General features: G+C 64.8%; 10 protein-coding genes and 1 pseudogene. 1 reads left to right on the plus strand and 10 read right to left on the minus strand.

What is annotated here, in order from left to right; translation table 11 throughout:
• Window positions 1–292 precede the first annotated feature (292 nt).
• The 9 genes and pseudogenes from AC1RQF_RS08615 to AC1RQF_RS08655 form a co-directional block, all read right to left on the minus strand.
• Window positions 293–1,594 carry a chloride channel protein gene (locus AC1RQF_RS08615; protein WP_273998122.1) on the minus strand — a complete coding sequence of 434 codons (1,302 nt, stop codon included), beginning with the start codon at window positions 1,592–1,594 and terminating at the stop codon, window positions 293–295.
• Window positions 1,595–1,737: 143 nt separating this feature from the next.
• A complete protein-coding gene (gene codA / locus AC1RQF_RS08620) occupies window positions 1,738–2,994 on the minus strand; it encodes a cytosine deaminase (RefSeq protein WP_273998120.1) in 1,257 nt (418 codons plus the stop codon).
• On the minus strand, window positions 2,991–4,226 hold the full coding sequence (locus AC1RQF_RS08625; RefSeq protein WP_273998119.1) for a PucR family transcriptional regulator: 1,236 nt from the start codon (window positions 4,224–4,226) through the stop codon (window positions 2,991–2,993). Before AC1RQF_RS08625 ends, codA begins: the two co-directional genes overlap by 4 nt.
• A gap of 4 nt (window positions 4,227–4,230) precedes the next feature.
• A complete protein-coding gene (gene codB, locus AC1RQF_RS08630; RefSeq protein WP_492871785.1) occupies window positions 4,231–5,493 on the minus strand; it encodes a cytosine permease in 1,263 nt (420 codons plus the stop codon).
• 1,074 nt (window positions 5,494–6,567) lie between these two features.
• Window positions 6,568–7,422, minus strand: a complete 855-nt coding sequence (locus AC1RQF_RS08635; RefSeq protein WP_492871787.1) for a T6SS immunity protein Tli4 family protein — start codon at window positions 7,420–7,422, stop codon at window positions 6,568–6,570.
• Between the two features lie 74 nt (window positions 7,423–7,496).
• On the minus strand, window positions 7,497–9,119 hold the full coding sequence (locus AC1RQF_RS08640; RefSeq protein WP_492871788.1) for an esterase/lipase family protein: 1,623 nt from the start codon (window positions 9,117–9,119) through the stop codon (window positions 7,497–7,499).
• 104 nt (window positions 9,120–9,223) lie between these two features.
• Window positions 9,224–11,908, minus strand: a complete 2,685-nt coding sequence (locus tag AC1RQF_RS08645) for a type VI secretion system Vgr family protein (protein WP_492871789.1) — start codon at window positions 11,906–11,908, stop codon at window positions 9,224–9,226.
• A 631-nt stretch (window positions 11,909–12,539) separates the two neighbouring features.
• Window positions 12,540–12,815: pseudogene (locus AC1RQF_RS08650) on the minus strand (type VI secretion system tip protein VgrG); the annotation flags it as partial.
• A 644-nt stretch (window positions 12,816–13,459) separates the two neighbouring features.
• Window positions 13,460–14,602 (minus strand): porin, encoded by a 1,143-nt coding sequence (locus tag AC1RQF_RS08655; RefSeq protein WP_492871790.1) that lies wholly within the window; start codon window positions 14,600–14,602, stop codon window positions 13,460–13,462.
• A 305-nt stretch (window positions 14,603–14,907) separates the two neighbouring features.
• Here AC1RQF_RS08655 and AC1RQF_RS08660 point away from each other — a divergent pair, with 305 nt between their 5' ends.
• Complete coding sequence (locus AC1RQF_RS08660) at window positions 14,908–15,198, plus strand: DUF4148 domain-containing protein (RefSeq protein ID WP_492871792.1); 291 nt, start codon at window positions 14,908–14,910, stop codon at window positions 15,196–15,198.
• 255 nt (window positions 15,199–15,453) lie between these two features.
• Here the strand turns inward: AC1RQF_RS08660 and AC1RQF_RS08665 are convergent, their stop codons facing one another.
• On the minus strand, window positions 15,454–16,458 hold the full coding sequence (locus AC1RQF_RS08665) for a LysR family transcriptional regulator (protein WP_273998109.1): 1,005 nt from the start codon (window positions 16,456–16,458) through the stop codon (window positions 15,454–15,456).
• Window positions 16,459–16,618 lie beyond the last annotated feature (160 nt).

A 16,618-nucleotide genomic window follows, 5' to 3' on the forward strand; every position in this document is an offset into this window, starting at 1 on the left:
ACCTCACGGGCGCGCGGGATGAAAGGAGAATGAAGCACGGGATCCGATGCTTTGCCGGCCGTCATCGCGGCAGCGCCAGCCGAGGATCCGCGGGATCGCCTGCGGCGACGACCGGCTCGACCTGGACGCTACGCCGGCATCGTGTTCCGCCACGCGGGCGATCGCCTGCGGCGCGGGCCATGGACATGCGCGTCATCGGCGTCGGGACGCCTCGCACCGCCGTCGCGCGTCATCGACGATCCGCGCGCGCTGCCCGCCCCGCTGCTGCGCGCATGGCACGCAGCGCCTGCCGTCAGCGGTCGACGCGCCGCGCGAGCCGATCGGCCGTCACGATCGCGCCCGCCACGGCGAGCAGGATCGGAAACAGGAAATCGTGGTCCACGCGCGTGAATTCGAGCATCAGCACCACGGCCGTCAGCGGCATCCGCATCGAGGCGGCCAGGAACGCCCCCGCGCCGACCACCGCATACGCGCCGAGCGCCGTGCCCGGCCACGCGAGGCTCCACGCTCCGCCCAGCACGATCGCGAGCAGCGCGCCGTTGGCGATGCCCGGCGTGAGCAGGCCGCCTTCCGCGCCCGCGCGCAGGCTGCCGAGCGTGATCGCCACCCGCAACGCGAGCAGGGTCGCCGCGAGCCCGATCCCGAGGCCGCTGTCGAAACTCAGCCCGGCCGGCCCCTTGCCGTTGCCCAGCAATTGCGGAAACCCCATCGCCAGCACGCCGATACAGGCGAAATTGAGCAGCGCGAACACCGGCAGACGCCAGTCCTTCGGCGCCGCGCCGCGCGCACGCTCGGCGAGCCGCGCGAAACCCCAGGCGGCCGCGCCGAACAGCGGCCCGCACACGGCCGCCCAGACCACCAGCGACGGCGTCAGCGCGAGCGCCGGCACCCGGTACTGGTGTTCGTTGCCGAGCCCGATCCAGGCGACCAGCGCCGCGATCGCCGAGGTGGCGAACGCGGGCGCGAGCGCACGCCAGCCGAACGAACCGATCAGCACTTCGAGCACGAACACCGCGCCGCCGAGCGGCACGTTATACACCGCCGCGAGCCCCGCGCCCGCGCCGCAGGCGACGAGGATCCGGCGCTCGTCGAGCGACAGTCCCGCGCGCCACGCGAGCCACCCGGCCCACAGCGCGCCGATCTCGCGCGGCGCGACCTCGCGCCCGAGCGGCGATCCGAGCGCGACCGTGACGATCTGCAGCAGCGCATGGATCGTCGTGCTCGCGGGCGGCAGACGCGGATCGTCCGACGCCACGGCCCGCCGGATGCTGACGAGCGGCCGCCCGAAGCGGTACAGCGCCCACCAGCCGCCGCCCGCGACCACGCCGCAGCCGATCAGCACCAGCACGCGACGCAGCGGCGTGGTGCCGGTCACGCCTTGCAGGAAACTTTCGTCGCTGATCAGGTGCGCGGCGCTGTAGCCGTAGGCGAGATGCTGGATCCCGTGCAGCAGCAGAGCGAGCGCCATCCCGCCCAGCCCCGCGCCCACGCCCGTCAGCACCGCGGCGAGCGCGAATGCGACGCGCGCCCGCGCCGGCGGGCGCGGCGCGCGAAAGGATTCAGCGGGAACGGAAGACTGGGAGGAAACCGACATGGCAGCGCTCGACGAGAATCACCGAGGCGCCGCCCGGCGCCTCATGGCTGGCGCTCATCGTAGGCGCGGCCCACTCATGAGGCAAATTGATTTTTTGACTGAATCAATGCGCCCGATACATGAGATGCACGCGCCGCCGTCGCTCACACGCCCTGCGCGGCGCTCGCCGGATAGCTGAGCCGCTCGGGCTCGCGCCGCAGGATCACCTCGCCGCCCCGGATCGACACGCGCGCCTTCGCCTGACGGCGCACCGCTTCGTAGTCGCTGTCGGCGTCGAACACCAGCAGGTTGGCGGGCCGCCCCGCCTCGATCCCGTAGCGCTCGCCGAGGTTCAGCGCCTTCGCGCTGTGGTCGGTCACGAAATCGAGGCTGCGCTGCAGGTCGTCGTAACCCATCATGTGACAGATATGCAGGCCCGCATCGAGCACGCGCAGGATGTTGCCGTTGCCGAGCGGATACCACGGATCCTGGATCGAATCCTGCCCGAAGCAGACGTTGAGCCCCGCCCGGTCCAGCTCGCCGACGCGGGTCACGCCGCGACGCTTCGGGAACGTGTCGAAGCGGCCCTGAAGGTGGATGCTCTCGGTCGGGCACGACACGAAGTTGATCGCCGAGCGCTTCAGCAGCCGGAACAGCTTCGAGCAGTAAGCGTTGTCATACGAGCCCATCGCGGTCGTGTGGCTCGCCGTGACGCGCGCGCCCATCCCGCGCACGCGCGCCTCCTCGGCCAGCACTTCGAGGAAGCGCGAATGCGGATCGTCCGTCTCGTCGCAATGCACGTCGACGAGGCAGCCCGTGCGCTCGGCCAGGTCCATCAGGAAACGGATCGAGCTGACGCCCTGCTCGCGCGTGTTCTCGAAGTGCGGAATGCCGCCGACCACATCCGCGCCCATCTCGACCGCACGCTCCATCAGCGCACGCCCATTGTCGAACGACTCGATGCCCTCCTGCGGAAACGCGACGATCTGCAGGTCGATCAGGCCGCGCGCCTCTTCCCGCACCTCCACCATCGCGGCGAGCGCGGCCAGCGTCGGATCGGTGACGTCGACATGGGTGCGCACGTGCTGGATCCCGTGATCGCGCAGCATGCGGATCGCCGTGTGGGCGCGCGTCTTGGTGTCCTCGTGCGTGATCGTGGCCTTGCGCTGCCCCCAGCGCTCGATGCCCTCGAACAGCGTGCCGCTCATGTTCCACTCGGGATCGCCCGCGGTCAGCACGGCGTCGAGATGGATGTGCGGCTCCACGAGCGGCGCGATCGCGAGCTGACCGTCGGCGTCGATGTCGTGCGCCGCCGCGGCGATGCGCGCCGGCTGCGGCTCGACGCGCGCGATCAGCGCGCCGTCGAGCTCGATGCTGAACAGGCCGTTGCGCTTGCGCAGCTTGGCATTGACGATTTTCATGACAGCTCCTGGCGTTGGGCGTCCGCCATCCGCCACGCGAGCAGCGCGACGGAAGCGTTCAGACGGAAATGCGGGTCGGCAAGCGATTGCCCGGACTGCGTCTCGATGCGGCGCAGCCGATGGTTCAAGGTGTTGCGGTGGATCGACAACTGCTCGGCCGCCCGGATCGTGTTGCCATTCTCCTGCAACAGCGCCTCCAGCGTTTCGATCAGCATGGTCGGATGCTTGCGGTGGCTGTCGACGAGGCTGCCGAGCGTTTCCTTCACGAAGCCGTCGAGCAGCGAGGGATCGGGAATCGCGGCGAGCAGCTTCAGCACGCCCAGCTCGCTGTAGTCGCACAGGCCCTTGCCCGCGCGCATGCTCTCGGCCACGCCCAGCGCCTGGCGCGCCTCGCTGAGCGCGCGCCCGTAGTGATGCGCGGCGGACACGGTCGCCGACACGCCGATGAACAGCGTCAGCGCGCCGAGCTGGCCGCGCAGCGCGTGGTGCAGCGCGGCCAGCTGCTGCTTGCCCTTGCGGAACTGCGCATCGTCGCAGGGCATCAGCAGCACGAACAGCTCGCCCTGGATCACGGGCGGCAACGCATCCTCCTGCTCGCGGCTCCAGGCATCGAGGTGCCGCTGCACCGCCTGCCGCGCATCCTGCAACATCGCCTCCGCGGCCTCCGGCTGGTGCCCGTCGAACAGCGCGGGCACGCCGGACAGCCGCAGCGCGACCGCGCGGCGCGGCGCATCGAGCCGCAGTTGCAGATTGCGCGCGCGATGGCTCGCGATCTCCAGGCTCGGGTAGTCGCCCGTCAGCAGCTGGTTCAGGATGTCGCGCTGCGAGCGCAGCGTGTTCTCGTGCCGGACGAGCGCCGTGCCGATCAGCTGCGTGACGATCACCATCTTCAGCAGATACGGCTGCTCGATGAGCGGCATGTCGAGCGACTGCGCGAGCTCGATCACCGAATCGGGAATGCGGCGGATGAATGCCTCGCCCGTCAGGATCACGATGCCCGCGATGCGGCTTTGCGCGCCTTCGCGAATCAGCTGCAACAGATTCTGCTCGTCGCGCGGATGATTGATGCCCGTGACGAACACCAGTTCGCCGCCCATCACCCAATCGGCGATGCCTTCGTTCTCCGCCACGTAGTACCAGCGCGCCGCGCGCTGCACGCCGCGTTCGCCCGCGCGCAGCCGCAGTTCGCCGAGCCCCGGCAATTGGAGGATTTCACTGACTGTCAGGCTCATCGGCTTACTCTCCCCGCGCCGGCGCCGCGCCCGCCGGCCGGCGGGCGAACTGCACGAGCACGAAATAGCTGAGCGCCGAGGCGGCGATCCCGACGATCGGCGCGATCCACGGCGACGCATAGGCGAGCGCCGCGCCGATCGCGTACGCGCCGAGCCCCGCGACATTGAAGCGCGGCAGCTGCGCCGACGCGAGCGTCGGATAGCGGCCGCGATGGCGATACCAGTAGTCGGCCATGATCACGCCGCCCACCGGCGGGATGATCGAGCCGAGCAGGATCAGGAACGGGATCAGCAGCTCGTACATGCCGCCGATCGCGAGCACGATGCCGATCGCCGCGCCGACGAGCGTGAGCGTGCGGCGGCGCTCGGTGCGCAGCAGATGGCACGCGGCCGCCGACACGTTGTAGATCGTCGGGCCCTGGATCGTCCACAGATTCAGGCACAGCATCACGACCGCCGCGATCGACAGCCCTTGCAGCAGCATCACCTCGACGATGTCGGGCTGCTGATAGACGATCGCGCAGTACGCGCCCGCGACGATCATGAGGCCATTGCCGACGAAAAAGCCGATCAGGCTCGCGAGCACCGCGGTGCGCCCGTTCGGGGCGAGACGCGTCCAGTTGGTCGCCTGCGTCGCACCGCTCGCGAACGTGCCGAACACCATCGTGATCGCGGCGGAGAAACCCATCGGGTGGGTCGGCACGATCTTCACGAGGCCCGCCCAGCCGCCGATGTCGCGCGTCGCGATGCCCATCGAGATCACCAGCAGCGCGAACATCAGCGGCACCGACACGCGCGACAGCGCGTCCATGCCGCGATAGCCGATGATCGCCGTGATCGCGAAACCGAATCCGAACAGCACCATGAGCGGCGTGGTGACGCTCGCGGGCCAGCCGAGCAGCTTCACGAGCACGATCGCGACGGTGGCCGTGCCCCACGCGTACCAGCCAAGCTCGGCGAAGCCGAGCAGGAAGTCAGACAGCTTGCTGCCGATCTCGCCGAAACAGAAGCGCCCCATCAGCACCGAGTTCAGCCCGCTGCGCGACGCGATCAGCGCGAGCGCCGCCGCGTAGACGGCCAGCAACAGATTGCCGATCACCGCGATCCACAGCATGTCGACGATATTGAACGCGACGCCGATCTTGCCGCCCGCGAACATCGTGCCCGTGAAAAAGGTGAAGCTGAGCAGCACCATCGTGATCGACAGCAGTCCCTTGCGCTCCTCTCTCGGAACCTCGCTCAATGAAAACTCGCCCTGCGTACTCATGGTTCTTGATCTCCGGCGTTTCAGCGTAAATGGCCGCCACACTGTGATCTCAGTGTGCGGACCCGTTCGCAAAATCGGCTGACTTGTGCTGGTTGATATCGGAAACAGGGCGTCATGCTGCGGATCGAACAATCAACATTGTTCATGCTGCACATTGAATCGCGCCTGTTGGCAGCCGCCGCGCTATTTTAATGTGCAAACCGCTGAAGAAAACAGGACGATCATCAATTGAACGGATTTTTATCGAATCAGGAACGGCGGGATACCTGGACAATGAGGCGATGCGCGGGGGGCTATTGGATAATCGGGATGAATTAGATGGGGGAGCGATTCGTTCCGACCGGGATTATTGGCGCGGTAGCGCTGTCGCATTGCTCTTGGCATTCAGGAGCCACGGGCAGACCACGCTCGGGTGGGCGACGGTTACCGGCACGCGTCCTTTCTCCCGTCAGCGTCGACACCTCCAACACAATGCGGACGCTATTGATCTACGACGAATGTCCCGCTCTTGCAGCGATATTTGTGCGCGAGCAGCGCCGGGCTGGTGTGGTTCAACCAGTGGACCTGGAAACCATCGCCGTCATCCGTCCACGTGATCGCGAGATAGAGCTACTTGCTCAAGGCGACATCGATGCACGACTCGTAGCTCCGGCGGAACGGTAAGCGTCAACTGCTTGACATGCCGTGCATTCGCGATGATCACGAACGCCTTCGGTCTCGCACTCAGTTGAACATACTGTGGTGCCGGCGTATGTGCGACAGAGACGGCGCTGACAGATCCGGCAATCGTCACACGAACCGCCGCCTTGATTGTTCGCCATGTGGCCTGCATGGCGGATAGATACCCTTTGACGGATCGTTCATTGCAGCATCAAACGATCTTGCGACATTGCTCCATCGCCGCCCGACTACATCTCATTGCGATTATTTTCCGTACCGGCAAAGAAAAAGGCGAGGTGCGCGACATCGGAACAGTTTTGCGTGGCAGTTGGTGGTGATTTCGGTACATCGCATGTCGCATGCCGATATGATTTGCATCAGCGACGAAGGCTGGGGAAGCGAACTCATTATTTTCTAGCGCACCTTGATCGATGCAAGAAGAGCGTCCCACTCTATGAGCAGCGGCCCGCGATCTGCTTCGGTCGTGCCAGCTGTCGTATCAATACGAACCTCGATACCTGGTTGCGTTGCGCGATCGCCGCCCGGGAGCGCCCTCCATGTCAGGGCGACATTGCTGCTGCTCTTCACGACATACCCGTATTCATCGCCGTTGCGGCCGACAACATTTCGAGTGTCTTTCCGCAATGTTTGGGTTGACTTGTCCACGAATCCGGAAAGCATCGGTGGGAGCTTGGACATGATGGCGAGAAGACCGTCGTTGGTCCCGGCGTCCCCGGTATCGGTGTTGAACGCGAACTCTGTCTTTGATCTCGGCAGCACCGCGCCGAAGCTCGCCGTTTCTTGCCATTCCAATACGGACCCGGGAATGAAGCCCCGCTCTATGCAGAATCCCTTCTCTGCCGGCACGTCGTGCGGCTCGCGAACCCGGATGCGGCGCAGAAGATTGGCGACTGCGATCTTGGCCCCCGACACCGATTCAGTCTCGACTTGGACGTGGAGCAAAAACGCGACATTCCCCTTGAGTACCGCTCCTCGGACGGTCTGAAGGCCTGAGCCGTCATCGAAGGCATGGATCCGCGCGCCGGCAGGCAGGTCAGACGGTGAGTCGGATGCCTTATCCGGCAATTCGGCGACTCCCGCCTCACGTTCAAACTGGGCCGGGTTGCGGGGCGCCTTCACTTCGATCGTGATGCCGTTGTAGCTTTGCCCCATCGGCAGAATGGTCGCACCCGGGGGAAGGGCGAGTGCGTACCGACCTACACATACCGGTTGCCAATCATCGCGCGCCGAACTCTCCGTTGCTGACATTCTCGATTCCTGGTGGCGGCCGCAAGCGGCCAAGATTACGATGGCGCCTGTGAGCGCCCAACGACTCGGAAGCTTCAAGCGTCCCCCCAGTCTGCTTTCTGGGCGATCTTCGCGATCGCGTATTTGCTGACAGCCATCACGTTTTCCATTTCCGTTAAGTACGCGCTCTGATGGTCGAAGCCGAGCAGTTCAAACTGTTCGAGGGCTGTACCGCGCGACCCAGGCGCAATACCGGACTCATGCGGCACAGTGCCGTCTCCCTTCGATTCCGGTTCGCGAATCGTGAAGCGATCGCGAATACCTCCCATCCACGAGGCATGGTCCGCACGAACTTCGACTGTGCCGTAACCACCGTCATCTGCCAGACGGCCGTCTAGGGACAACGCCTTCAATTCCGCGTCAGAATTCAGCACCGAGAACGGTCCGCGCATCGCGAAGCGCAAGGTTCCAATGTCCCATTGGATCTTACCCCACGCATTATGCTGAGGATCCGCACCGTAGAACGCGTATGTCACCGGATGATAGCGGTCGCCAAGGCCGGCGTGGAAACGCTCCGCCTCCGACAAGCAAGACAGATACGTTTTCCACGCCGTGTCAGAACCTGTAGTGCCAATGCCCGCCGCACCGTAGCGCGGCCCGGAAGCGTGGGCCGGGTCAAGCCAATCGGGATTCACCAGTCGCCACCACTTCGTCCGCTCGCGATAGATAGTCGCGTATGGGTTGCCAGATATGGGATAGCGCGACCCACCGGACTGAATGGCCAGCCAATCGCCCGGGTAGTTCTGGTTGGGGAGCAACTGCAGGCCGCCAGGAGACTGCCCCAGGATCGGTGTCACATCCTGTCCGTGCATTCCGAGAAACGCCCACACGCCGACAGCCTTCAGGACCGAGAGCGGGTTCAACGTTATGCCTGCCAGCTCATTCCCGGCCCGCATGCGCTTGTACGCTGCGGGGGCGCCGAGTGCGGGCATCGCTCCATGCAATATGCCCAAGACCTTGTCGGCGGCCGCGCCCATGTCCGGATGAACCGCCGCCCGGGCGACAAGCCCTCCCATCGAGTGGGTCACCAGGATCACCTTCTTGACGGCCTTGCTACCCCACTTCGTTCGATAGTGTTCCAGGATGTCATCGATCGCGCGCGCCAGATCCTTCCCCGACTGTTCGTTCGATTGCAGCCAGTTGTAGCCGACGGCATGAACTGGATACCAGTACTTCGCAACCGTCGATAACTCGTCTCGCGATAACTTCAAGGTTCGCTCGCGGCCGGCAGAAGTGACCGAAATGCCTTCCGCCGCGTAGCGCCCCCAGTCGCCCGAAAAATTCGATCTGCCGTCAGCGGAAGACCAGCGCATGACGTCATTCAACTGACCGTCGAGATACTCAAGGAAAGACCCATAGCTGCCCCAAAACACGGTGCCCCAACCACGCGACTTCAGCAGAGCATTCGGGAACCCGAGCGAGGACTTAACGAGTTGCTCGTTGTTTACCGAGATTTCAGCATCGACCTCGAGATTGGCTGGATCAAAGACCGCTCTACGAGTTGCGGGCCCCATGCCGATTACTCTGAACACCGCATCACGCGAGTCCGGCCTCCAGACGTTGATCAAGCGCTGTGCCTTGGCGCGATCTCTCGCCTTCAGGTTCGAACCCATGATCCCAGGAACAAAGAGCACCGGGATGATTCGATCGGGATGCATCAAGCATTCCGCGCGAGTGGTCATGCTAACTGGCGACGTTTCCGAGTGCCACACCGGCAACCCATCTTCGTCGTAGCTCCGCGGAACTGTTCTCGTCTTCACGCTCATGCGTCACCTTCGGGTAAAAATCTAAGGCGCATCCCTTCGCCCATCGAGCTCTTCTGCAATCCCGTACCGCCATTGGCATCCGTGCGGCCGCTGATGACGGCGCCATCGGCCCGCGTCAGCTCAAATCGCCGATTTGCCATCGGTTGACCGGTCGCATGATGACGCAGCACGAATTCCTCGTCGTACGGCATGTTCGGCCACTCGTTCATCGATTTGGACAGCGACGTCGGCCCCTCGAAGCTATGGGTACCGCCCTTGATGTCGATCCTGCCCGGTGCGTGGATCTCGATGTTGCCGTCCTTCAGGCGTAAATAGGCACCGCCGGAAGTCAGCAGAATGTCCTGCTTGGCGACGCCCTCGATCCCCTCCGTCGCCGACAGGATCTTCACCGTCTTCTGCGCGGTCAGCTCGATGTCGTCGTCGTGCGCCTGGATCTCCACCTTGCCCTTGCCTGCGAACAGCTTCATCCCCGCGTTCTGCGCGAACAGGCTCAGCTTCTCCGTCACGCTCGCGATCAGCGACTTCCCCGCCGCCACGTGCGTGCTCTGCCCGCTCACCACGTTGATGTGCTGGTCCGCGCTGATCTGCGTGCTCTGCTGCGTCGACAGCCCGATCCCCGCCGGGCTCCCGAACAGCATCGCCGGCTCCTTGAACGCCGCCGCCGAGCCCGTCCCGCCGCCCGCCGTGCGTCCGCCCGTCGTACCGCCCGGCTTCGTGTCGCGCGTCACGTCGCTCAGCGCGCCCAGCGCCGCGCGCCCTTCGCTCAAACTCTCCGCGTGATGGGTCGCGCTCGCGTTCGACAGCGCGTCGAGCAGCTGCTGCGCGTTGCCCAGCTGGCGATGCGTGTCGCTCGCGTCGAACGGCTGGCTCGCCGCCGATTTCGGATAGGTCGTCACATACAGGCCGCTGCCCGCGCGCACCGCGCCGTAGGCGTCCGTGCGCAGATCGAAGCCCTGCCCGAGGAACGGCCCGCGCGCATTGCCGTCCTGCTGGATCAAATACCCCAGGTGCAGGTGCGTATTGCCCTGGCTGCTGAACAGCTGCGCACGGTTCTGGCCCGTCGCATCGTCAAATACCATCTGGTTGTAGCCGCTGCCCGCGTATTCCTTCGTCCGGTAGCCCGACAGGATCCCGTTCGAATGCCACTGCGGCTTCACCGCGCCGTTATAAACCCGCGCCGTGATCAGCGGCCGGTCGCAATCCCCACCCACGTAGTCGACGATCACTTCCTCGCCCACCCGCAGCGGATGCACCGCGCCGTAGCCCGCGCCGCTGTCCGAGAACGCCGCGCGCAGCCAGCACGACGCGCGCTCGTCGCCCGCGTTCAGGCGGTCCCACACGAACTGCACCTTGTGGCGGTTCAGCTCGTCGGTATAGACCTCCTCGCCCTTCGGCCCCACCACGATCGCCGTCTCCAGGTGCATCTCGGGCTTCGCGTGCTCGAACGCGCTGCGATACGGCACCGACGCGCGCTGCGCCTCGATCTCGACGTGGTAGAACCCTTGCGCGCCATCGCCCGCGTGCGGCACGCTCGCCGCGGCGGATGCGCCTGTCGCGCGCGCCTCGGCGATCACACCCGCGAGGCTGTGCGGGAAGTTCGTCTCCCCGCCGCCGAGCGGCAGGTTGTTCTCGATCACGCGCGTGATCCCGATGATCACGAACTCGCGCTGCTCGGCCGCGTCGCGGTCGTGCTCCGGATGCCCGGCGAGATGGAAACGGCGGCCCGCGTCCGCGCCGCGCACGCCGCCCACGCCATGGAAACGCTTCGCGCGCGACTCCCATTCCTCGAGCCGGATCGCCGACAGCCGGTCGCCGTTTGCCTGCGCGCCGTAGGTGTACGCACCCGTGTATTCGTAGACCTCGGTCTGCCCCGGCAACTCGCCCTGGTTCGCCTTGGTCGGCAACGACGTGCCTTTCGGGTTGTGCGGCGTCGACGGCTGCTTGTAGTCGAACGTGCGCGACGCGAACGCGGTGCTTTGCAGCGTGCGCGAGCCGGCCCACTGCGTGAGCGCGTCGCGCTCGCTGCCGAGATCGGCGCGGTGGAAGCGGATCGTGTCCGGCGTCATCGCATCGAGCGACTGCGGCGTGTCGGTGATGACGAACGTATGCGACTTGCCGTCGTCGGCGTGACGCCAGAAGCCGTACAGGCCCTCCGCTTCGAGCAGGCGGTGCACGAAGTTCCAGTCGGTTTCGCTTTGGCGGCAGTAGGAGCGCGACGGCAGCGGCTTCGACAGCGCGAACTGGAAGTGCCCCCGGGCCTGGGGGTGTTCGTTGAAGACGTCGGCAATGATCGCGTCGGCGGGACGGTCCTGCCAGATGCGCTCGTCGCGCCGGAAACGCAGGAAGTGCAGCCACGACGCGAACACCAGCTGATAGCTCGTCAGACCGCCGTCCGCGCCCAGGCGGCGGGCGGTGTGCACGTAGCCGTTGAACGGGTGATACGATTTGTCGGCCTGCTGCAGCCATGCGGTGACGGGCTGCGCGATCAGCTTCTTCAGTTCGACGTCGGCCGCCCCGGACACGACATCGAGGGTCCAGCTGAAATCACGGCCGAGTGCCGAGACCGCCAACGCGCGCCTGGGAACGAACGTGTTCGCTGGCAGCGGTGTGTCCAGCCGCAACAGCCGGTCTTGTTGAAGCAGTCCGGTTCTTATGCTTTCCCTAAGCCGATACTCGTCCATGAAGTAGTGTCCGTTCTTCTTGCATGCCCCTAGTCTAGCGGCCCGATGACGGCATTCAGTGCATGTCGAGCTTCAACATCGGCACTTGATTGACGCCATCGAACACTTTGTTCGAAAAGTTCTTGTACTGCGAGGCCTGGCATTCCTTGTCGAAGATAATTTTGCCGTTCTTCGATACGTACACACCGCCCGGCGAAACTGAGGAGACGACATACGTGTATGCCACCTTGAAGAACTTCAGGTGCAGGCCCCGGATGCTACCCTCGGACACGTCGGTGATCCCCACTACCTTGGCCGGCGCAACGTTTTTGGCAGGAAACGCGAAAGTATCTCTCTCGGTGCTGTAGCGGTACTGCACATAGCCTTTGTCGGGACTGACATTCCCCTTGGCACAAACGGAAATCGTCTTCCCATTTTCCAACGGACAACTAAAGTATATCTCCTCGTCTTCGCTGCAGAGCGTCTGCTCGTTCTGCGAAGACTCGGTCTGCCCCGCTTGAGCGCGAGCTGCGCCGAGATGAGAGAGCGACGCCAGTCCGATGATGAAAATTCCAGCCGTGCGTATCACTGCAAGCCTCCCCACGAGTGAATCGAAGAAAAATTGGTCCGCCGATCTGTGATGTCGGCCATGTTTTCCGGTGTGCACGTAACCGTTGAACGGGCGATACGACTTGTCGGCCTGCTGCAGCCACGCGGTGACGGGCTGCGCGATCAGCTTCTTCAGTTCGACGTCGGCCGCGCCCGATACCACGTCGAGGGTCCAGCTGAAATCACGGCCGAGTGCCGAGACCGCCAACGCGCGCCTGGGAACGAACGTGTTCGCCGGCAGCGGTGTGTCCAGCCGCAACAGCCGGTCTTGTTGAAGCAGTCCGGTTCTTATGCTTTCTCTAAGCCGATACTCGTCCATGAAGTCGTGCCCGCTCTTTTTGCATGCCTCTAGTCGACCATGCGCCCAAGACTCTTAAAATATATATTTTTCAAACCGAATATTGCCGACGGATTATATGCCAAGCCTCCCGGAATCTGTAAATCAGAACAAGAAAGAATAATTAACAATTATCTGTCGACTGCAGGGAAGACCATCGGAGCGATGTACGCTCGGCCTCAGAGGTGATTGGCTGCGTATGTGCAGGTCGAGACATGCACCACGTCGCTCGGTGTCGCAGTCAATATTTCCTTGCTTCATCTGCATAACCGCGCGGGCAGACTATCTCGTAAAAGGATGCACGCGATTCAGTATCGATTTGCCACAGAAACATCAAACACCCCAGCGCCGGAATCCCTCACATCCTGCTTCGCTTGAGCCTATTCATACTATCAAGGGGCTTCGACACTTAAGATCAGCGCCCGCCGATCATCAGACACCCCTTCCCGAACGACATCTCCGCATGCGCGAGACGCCCTTCTTCATCGGTGATCACCATGCTGAGGGCGGGGCGAATTCATCGATCGGCTCCTGCGACGCGAACGGAAGTTCATTCGCCGCAGCGCCCGCCCGAGCGTCAATCGACACATATCGAACCCGTCCCCGCCGGATCGCCCGCCGGATGCTCAGAAGCGCGTACGCAGCCCCGCCGCGACGACCACCTGATTCGCGCTCGACGACGCGCCGCCCGCCGTGTTCATGAACGCGACGTAGTTGCGCCCCACCGCGTGCTGGTACATCCCTTCGAGATAGACGTCGGTGCGCACCGACAGCTTGTACACGGCCTGCAGGTCGACCTGATGCCATTTCGGGTCCGCGCCGTAGCGGGTCGTGTCGTCGACATGGCCGTCGGTGTAGGTATAGGCCGCGCCGAGGCTCAGCGCGGGCGTCACGTTGTACTTGCCGTTCAGCTCGTAGTTGTCGAAGCTGATCGTGCCGCCCGAGGAGCCGAACGAGGTCGAGTTCTCGAATTCGCTGCGCGTGAACACGAAGCCGACCGTGGCCGGCCCGAACGCGTAATTGACGCCGCCGCCGAACGCGCGCTGGCGATCCGCGCCGACCGTGAAGCCACCCTTGCCGTTCGCGCCCGATTCCGCGATGTCGACCGCGCCCGGGCTGCTCGAATTCGTGCCTTTCGAGCCGTTGATCTGCAGGTAGCCCGCCGCCGCGTTCAGCGGCCCGCGCGTGTAGCTCGCGCCGACGCTGTAGACACGGTTGGCCGCGAAGTCGGTGTTGTTCGAGAACGCATACAGCGCGCCGAACTTGAATCCGCCGTAGGTATGGCTCGTGTACTTCACCGCATTGCTGATGCGCAGCGAATGATTCAGGTTGTCGTTGTCGAACGGATGCGCGAAGCTCGCGTCGCCGAAGGTGCCCGCCGTCGCGGACAGCGGCGCGACGAAATCGACGAGCGAATCGTATTGACGGCCGAGCGTGACGGTCCCGAGCGTGCGATCCGCGAGCCCGACATAGGCGAACCGGCCGAACAGCTTGCCGTCCTGGCCGAGCTTGCCGTTCTGGCTGTTGAAGCCGTTCTCGAGCACGAACAGCGCGCTCAGGCCGCCGCCGAGGTCCTCGGTGCCGCGCACGCCGAAGCGGTTGCCGTTCACCGCGCCGCTCGTCGCCTGCAACAGGCCGCCGCCCGCGACGTTGTTCGTATACATGACGCCCGCATCGATCAGGCCGTACAGCGTGACCGAGCTTTGCGCCTGCGCGGCCGTCGCCGCCACCACCCCCGCGGTTGCCATCGCAAACCGGATTTTCTTCACAACCAGACTCCTTATTGATTTGAAACCACTCACGAAACGGCATGAGTGTAGAAACTCGCGCGCGTCCGATCATCCGCCCTCGTTGGAGAACAGCTTTGACGCGCGCGGAACGAACCGTCATCGGACTGTCATGAATTCACGTCGTCCGTCTGATCGATTCGCAATCCTTCTGACTTGAATGTTGTGCGATCTGGAAGGCTGCTTGCCCCGATTCACGGTTTTTTCACGCATCGCCGCGCCGTAAACTGCCTGCATCGGTTCGGCCTCCCGGCCATGAACCACCCGGAATCCACCTGGAGATCATCGTGAAATCGCTCGTTACCGCCGCCGCCGTCGTCATGCTCGCCGCACCGGCCCTCTCGTTCGCGCAGGCGCCGCATGGACAGCTCACCCGCGCGCAGGTCGTGCAGGAACTGGTCGATCTGGAATCGGTGGGCTACCAGCCGTCGCGCGGCAACGAGTCGACCTACCCGGACGACATCCAGGCCGCTCAACTCCGCCTCGCGGAAAAGCGCCTCGCGGCGCGCAAGGCCAGCGATGCCGCCTACGGCCCGGCTGCCGCAGGTGCGACGCAGGCCGGCGTGCGCGCGCAGTAAGCGCGCGAGAAGCGGCGGGCGCAACGGCCCGCCGCCACGGCGGCGGCGTGAGCGACGCCGCCGTGGCAGATCCGCTTCGCGGGTTTCGCTTCGCGCGGTTCAACGACGAACACCAGAACCGTCTCATCGACCTTCCGCGTCACGCTGTCGGCGCGCCCCGTCGGCGACGCATTTTCTTGTCTCGAACCGGTCGAGACGTTTTCTATCGCGCCGCCCCGCGAATACGCCGCGACGCGGCGCGCATCCGCCCGGACCTCAATGATTCAGCGCCGGCCCCGCGCGCACCGCCGCACCGGCCGGCCTATCCCCCGTGAACAGATACGACGCATCGCGCCCGAGCGCAGCCAGCACCGCCTCGTCGCGCGCGATCATCTCGGGAATCCGCTCGCGCAGGCATTCGACCCAGGTGCGCACCTTCGCATCGATATAGCGGCGCGACGGATACAGCGCGTAGACGTTCATCTTCTGCAACGTATGTTCGGGCAGCACCCGCACCAGCGCGCCGCTGCGCAGGTCGTCGATCGCGGCATAGAGCGGCAGCATGCCGATTCCGATCCCGCCGCGAATGGCGACCGCTAGCGATTCCGCCGTGTTGGTCTGCACCGGGCCGCTGACGCGGATGCTCTCGACGCCGTCCGGGCCGTCCAGCTGCCATTCGTGCGTCGGGAACGCGGGAGTCTGCAAGGTCAGGCAGTCGAAGGCCGCGAGTTCCGCCGGGCAATGCGGCGCGCCGTGCGCCCGCACGTAGTCGGGCGACGCGCACAGGATGCTGAAGGTCGAGCCCAGCTGATGCGACACGAGTTCGGAATCGGGCAGCGACGACGCGGTCACCACGGCCACGTCGCTGCTGCCGTCGAACATGTCCGGCGTACGCTGCGACAGCGTCACCTCGATCGATACGTCCGGATGCCGGGTCCGGTAGGTGGTCAGCGCCGGCAGGACATAGTGCTGCCCGACGCTCGCGAAGCTGTACATCCGCAGGAGGCCCGCCGGCCGTTCGTGCGCGCAGCTCGCCTCTTCCTCGGCGCGATCGACGTCCGCGAGGATCTGCCGACAGCGCCGCAGGTAGTTTTCACCGGCCGGCGTCAACGCGAGGCGTCGGGTCGAGCGGTTCATCAGGCGCGTGCGCAGACGGGCCTCGAGTTCCGACACGGCGCGCGACATCGCGCCCGTGGTCGCGTTCAACGACTGCGCGGCGGCGGTGAAACTGCCCGCCTCCACCACACGGGCGAATACCCGCATGTTCTGTAGCGTATCCATTCTCGTTCGAGCGGTTCTGAAGAAGCGATATTGTCCTCCAGCCATCCCCCCGCATTGTTACCGCCACAGAAACTGAGGTTTCCCCGCCATTGCGTTAATGCGGGCGCGCGAGGCTCCTACAATCGGCGCCTTTCCGGTCCCACTGGCGTCGTCGCGCAGG

This window comes from Burkholderia sp. GW821-FHT14F03, assembly GCF_058803765.1.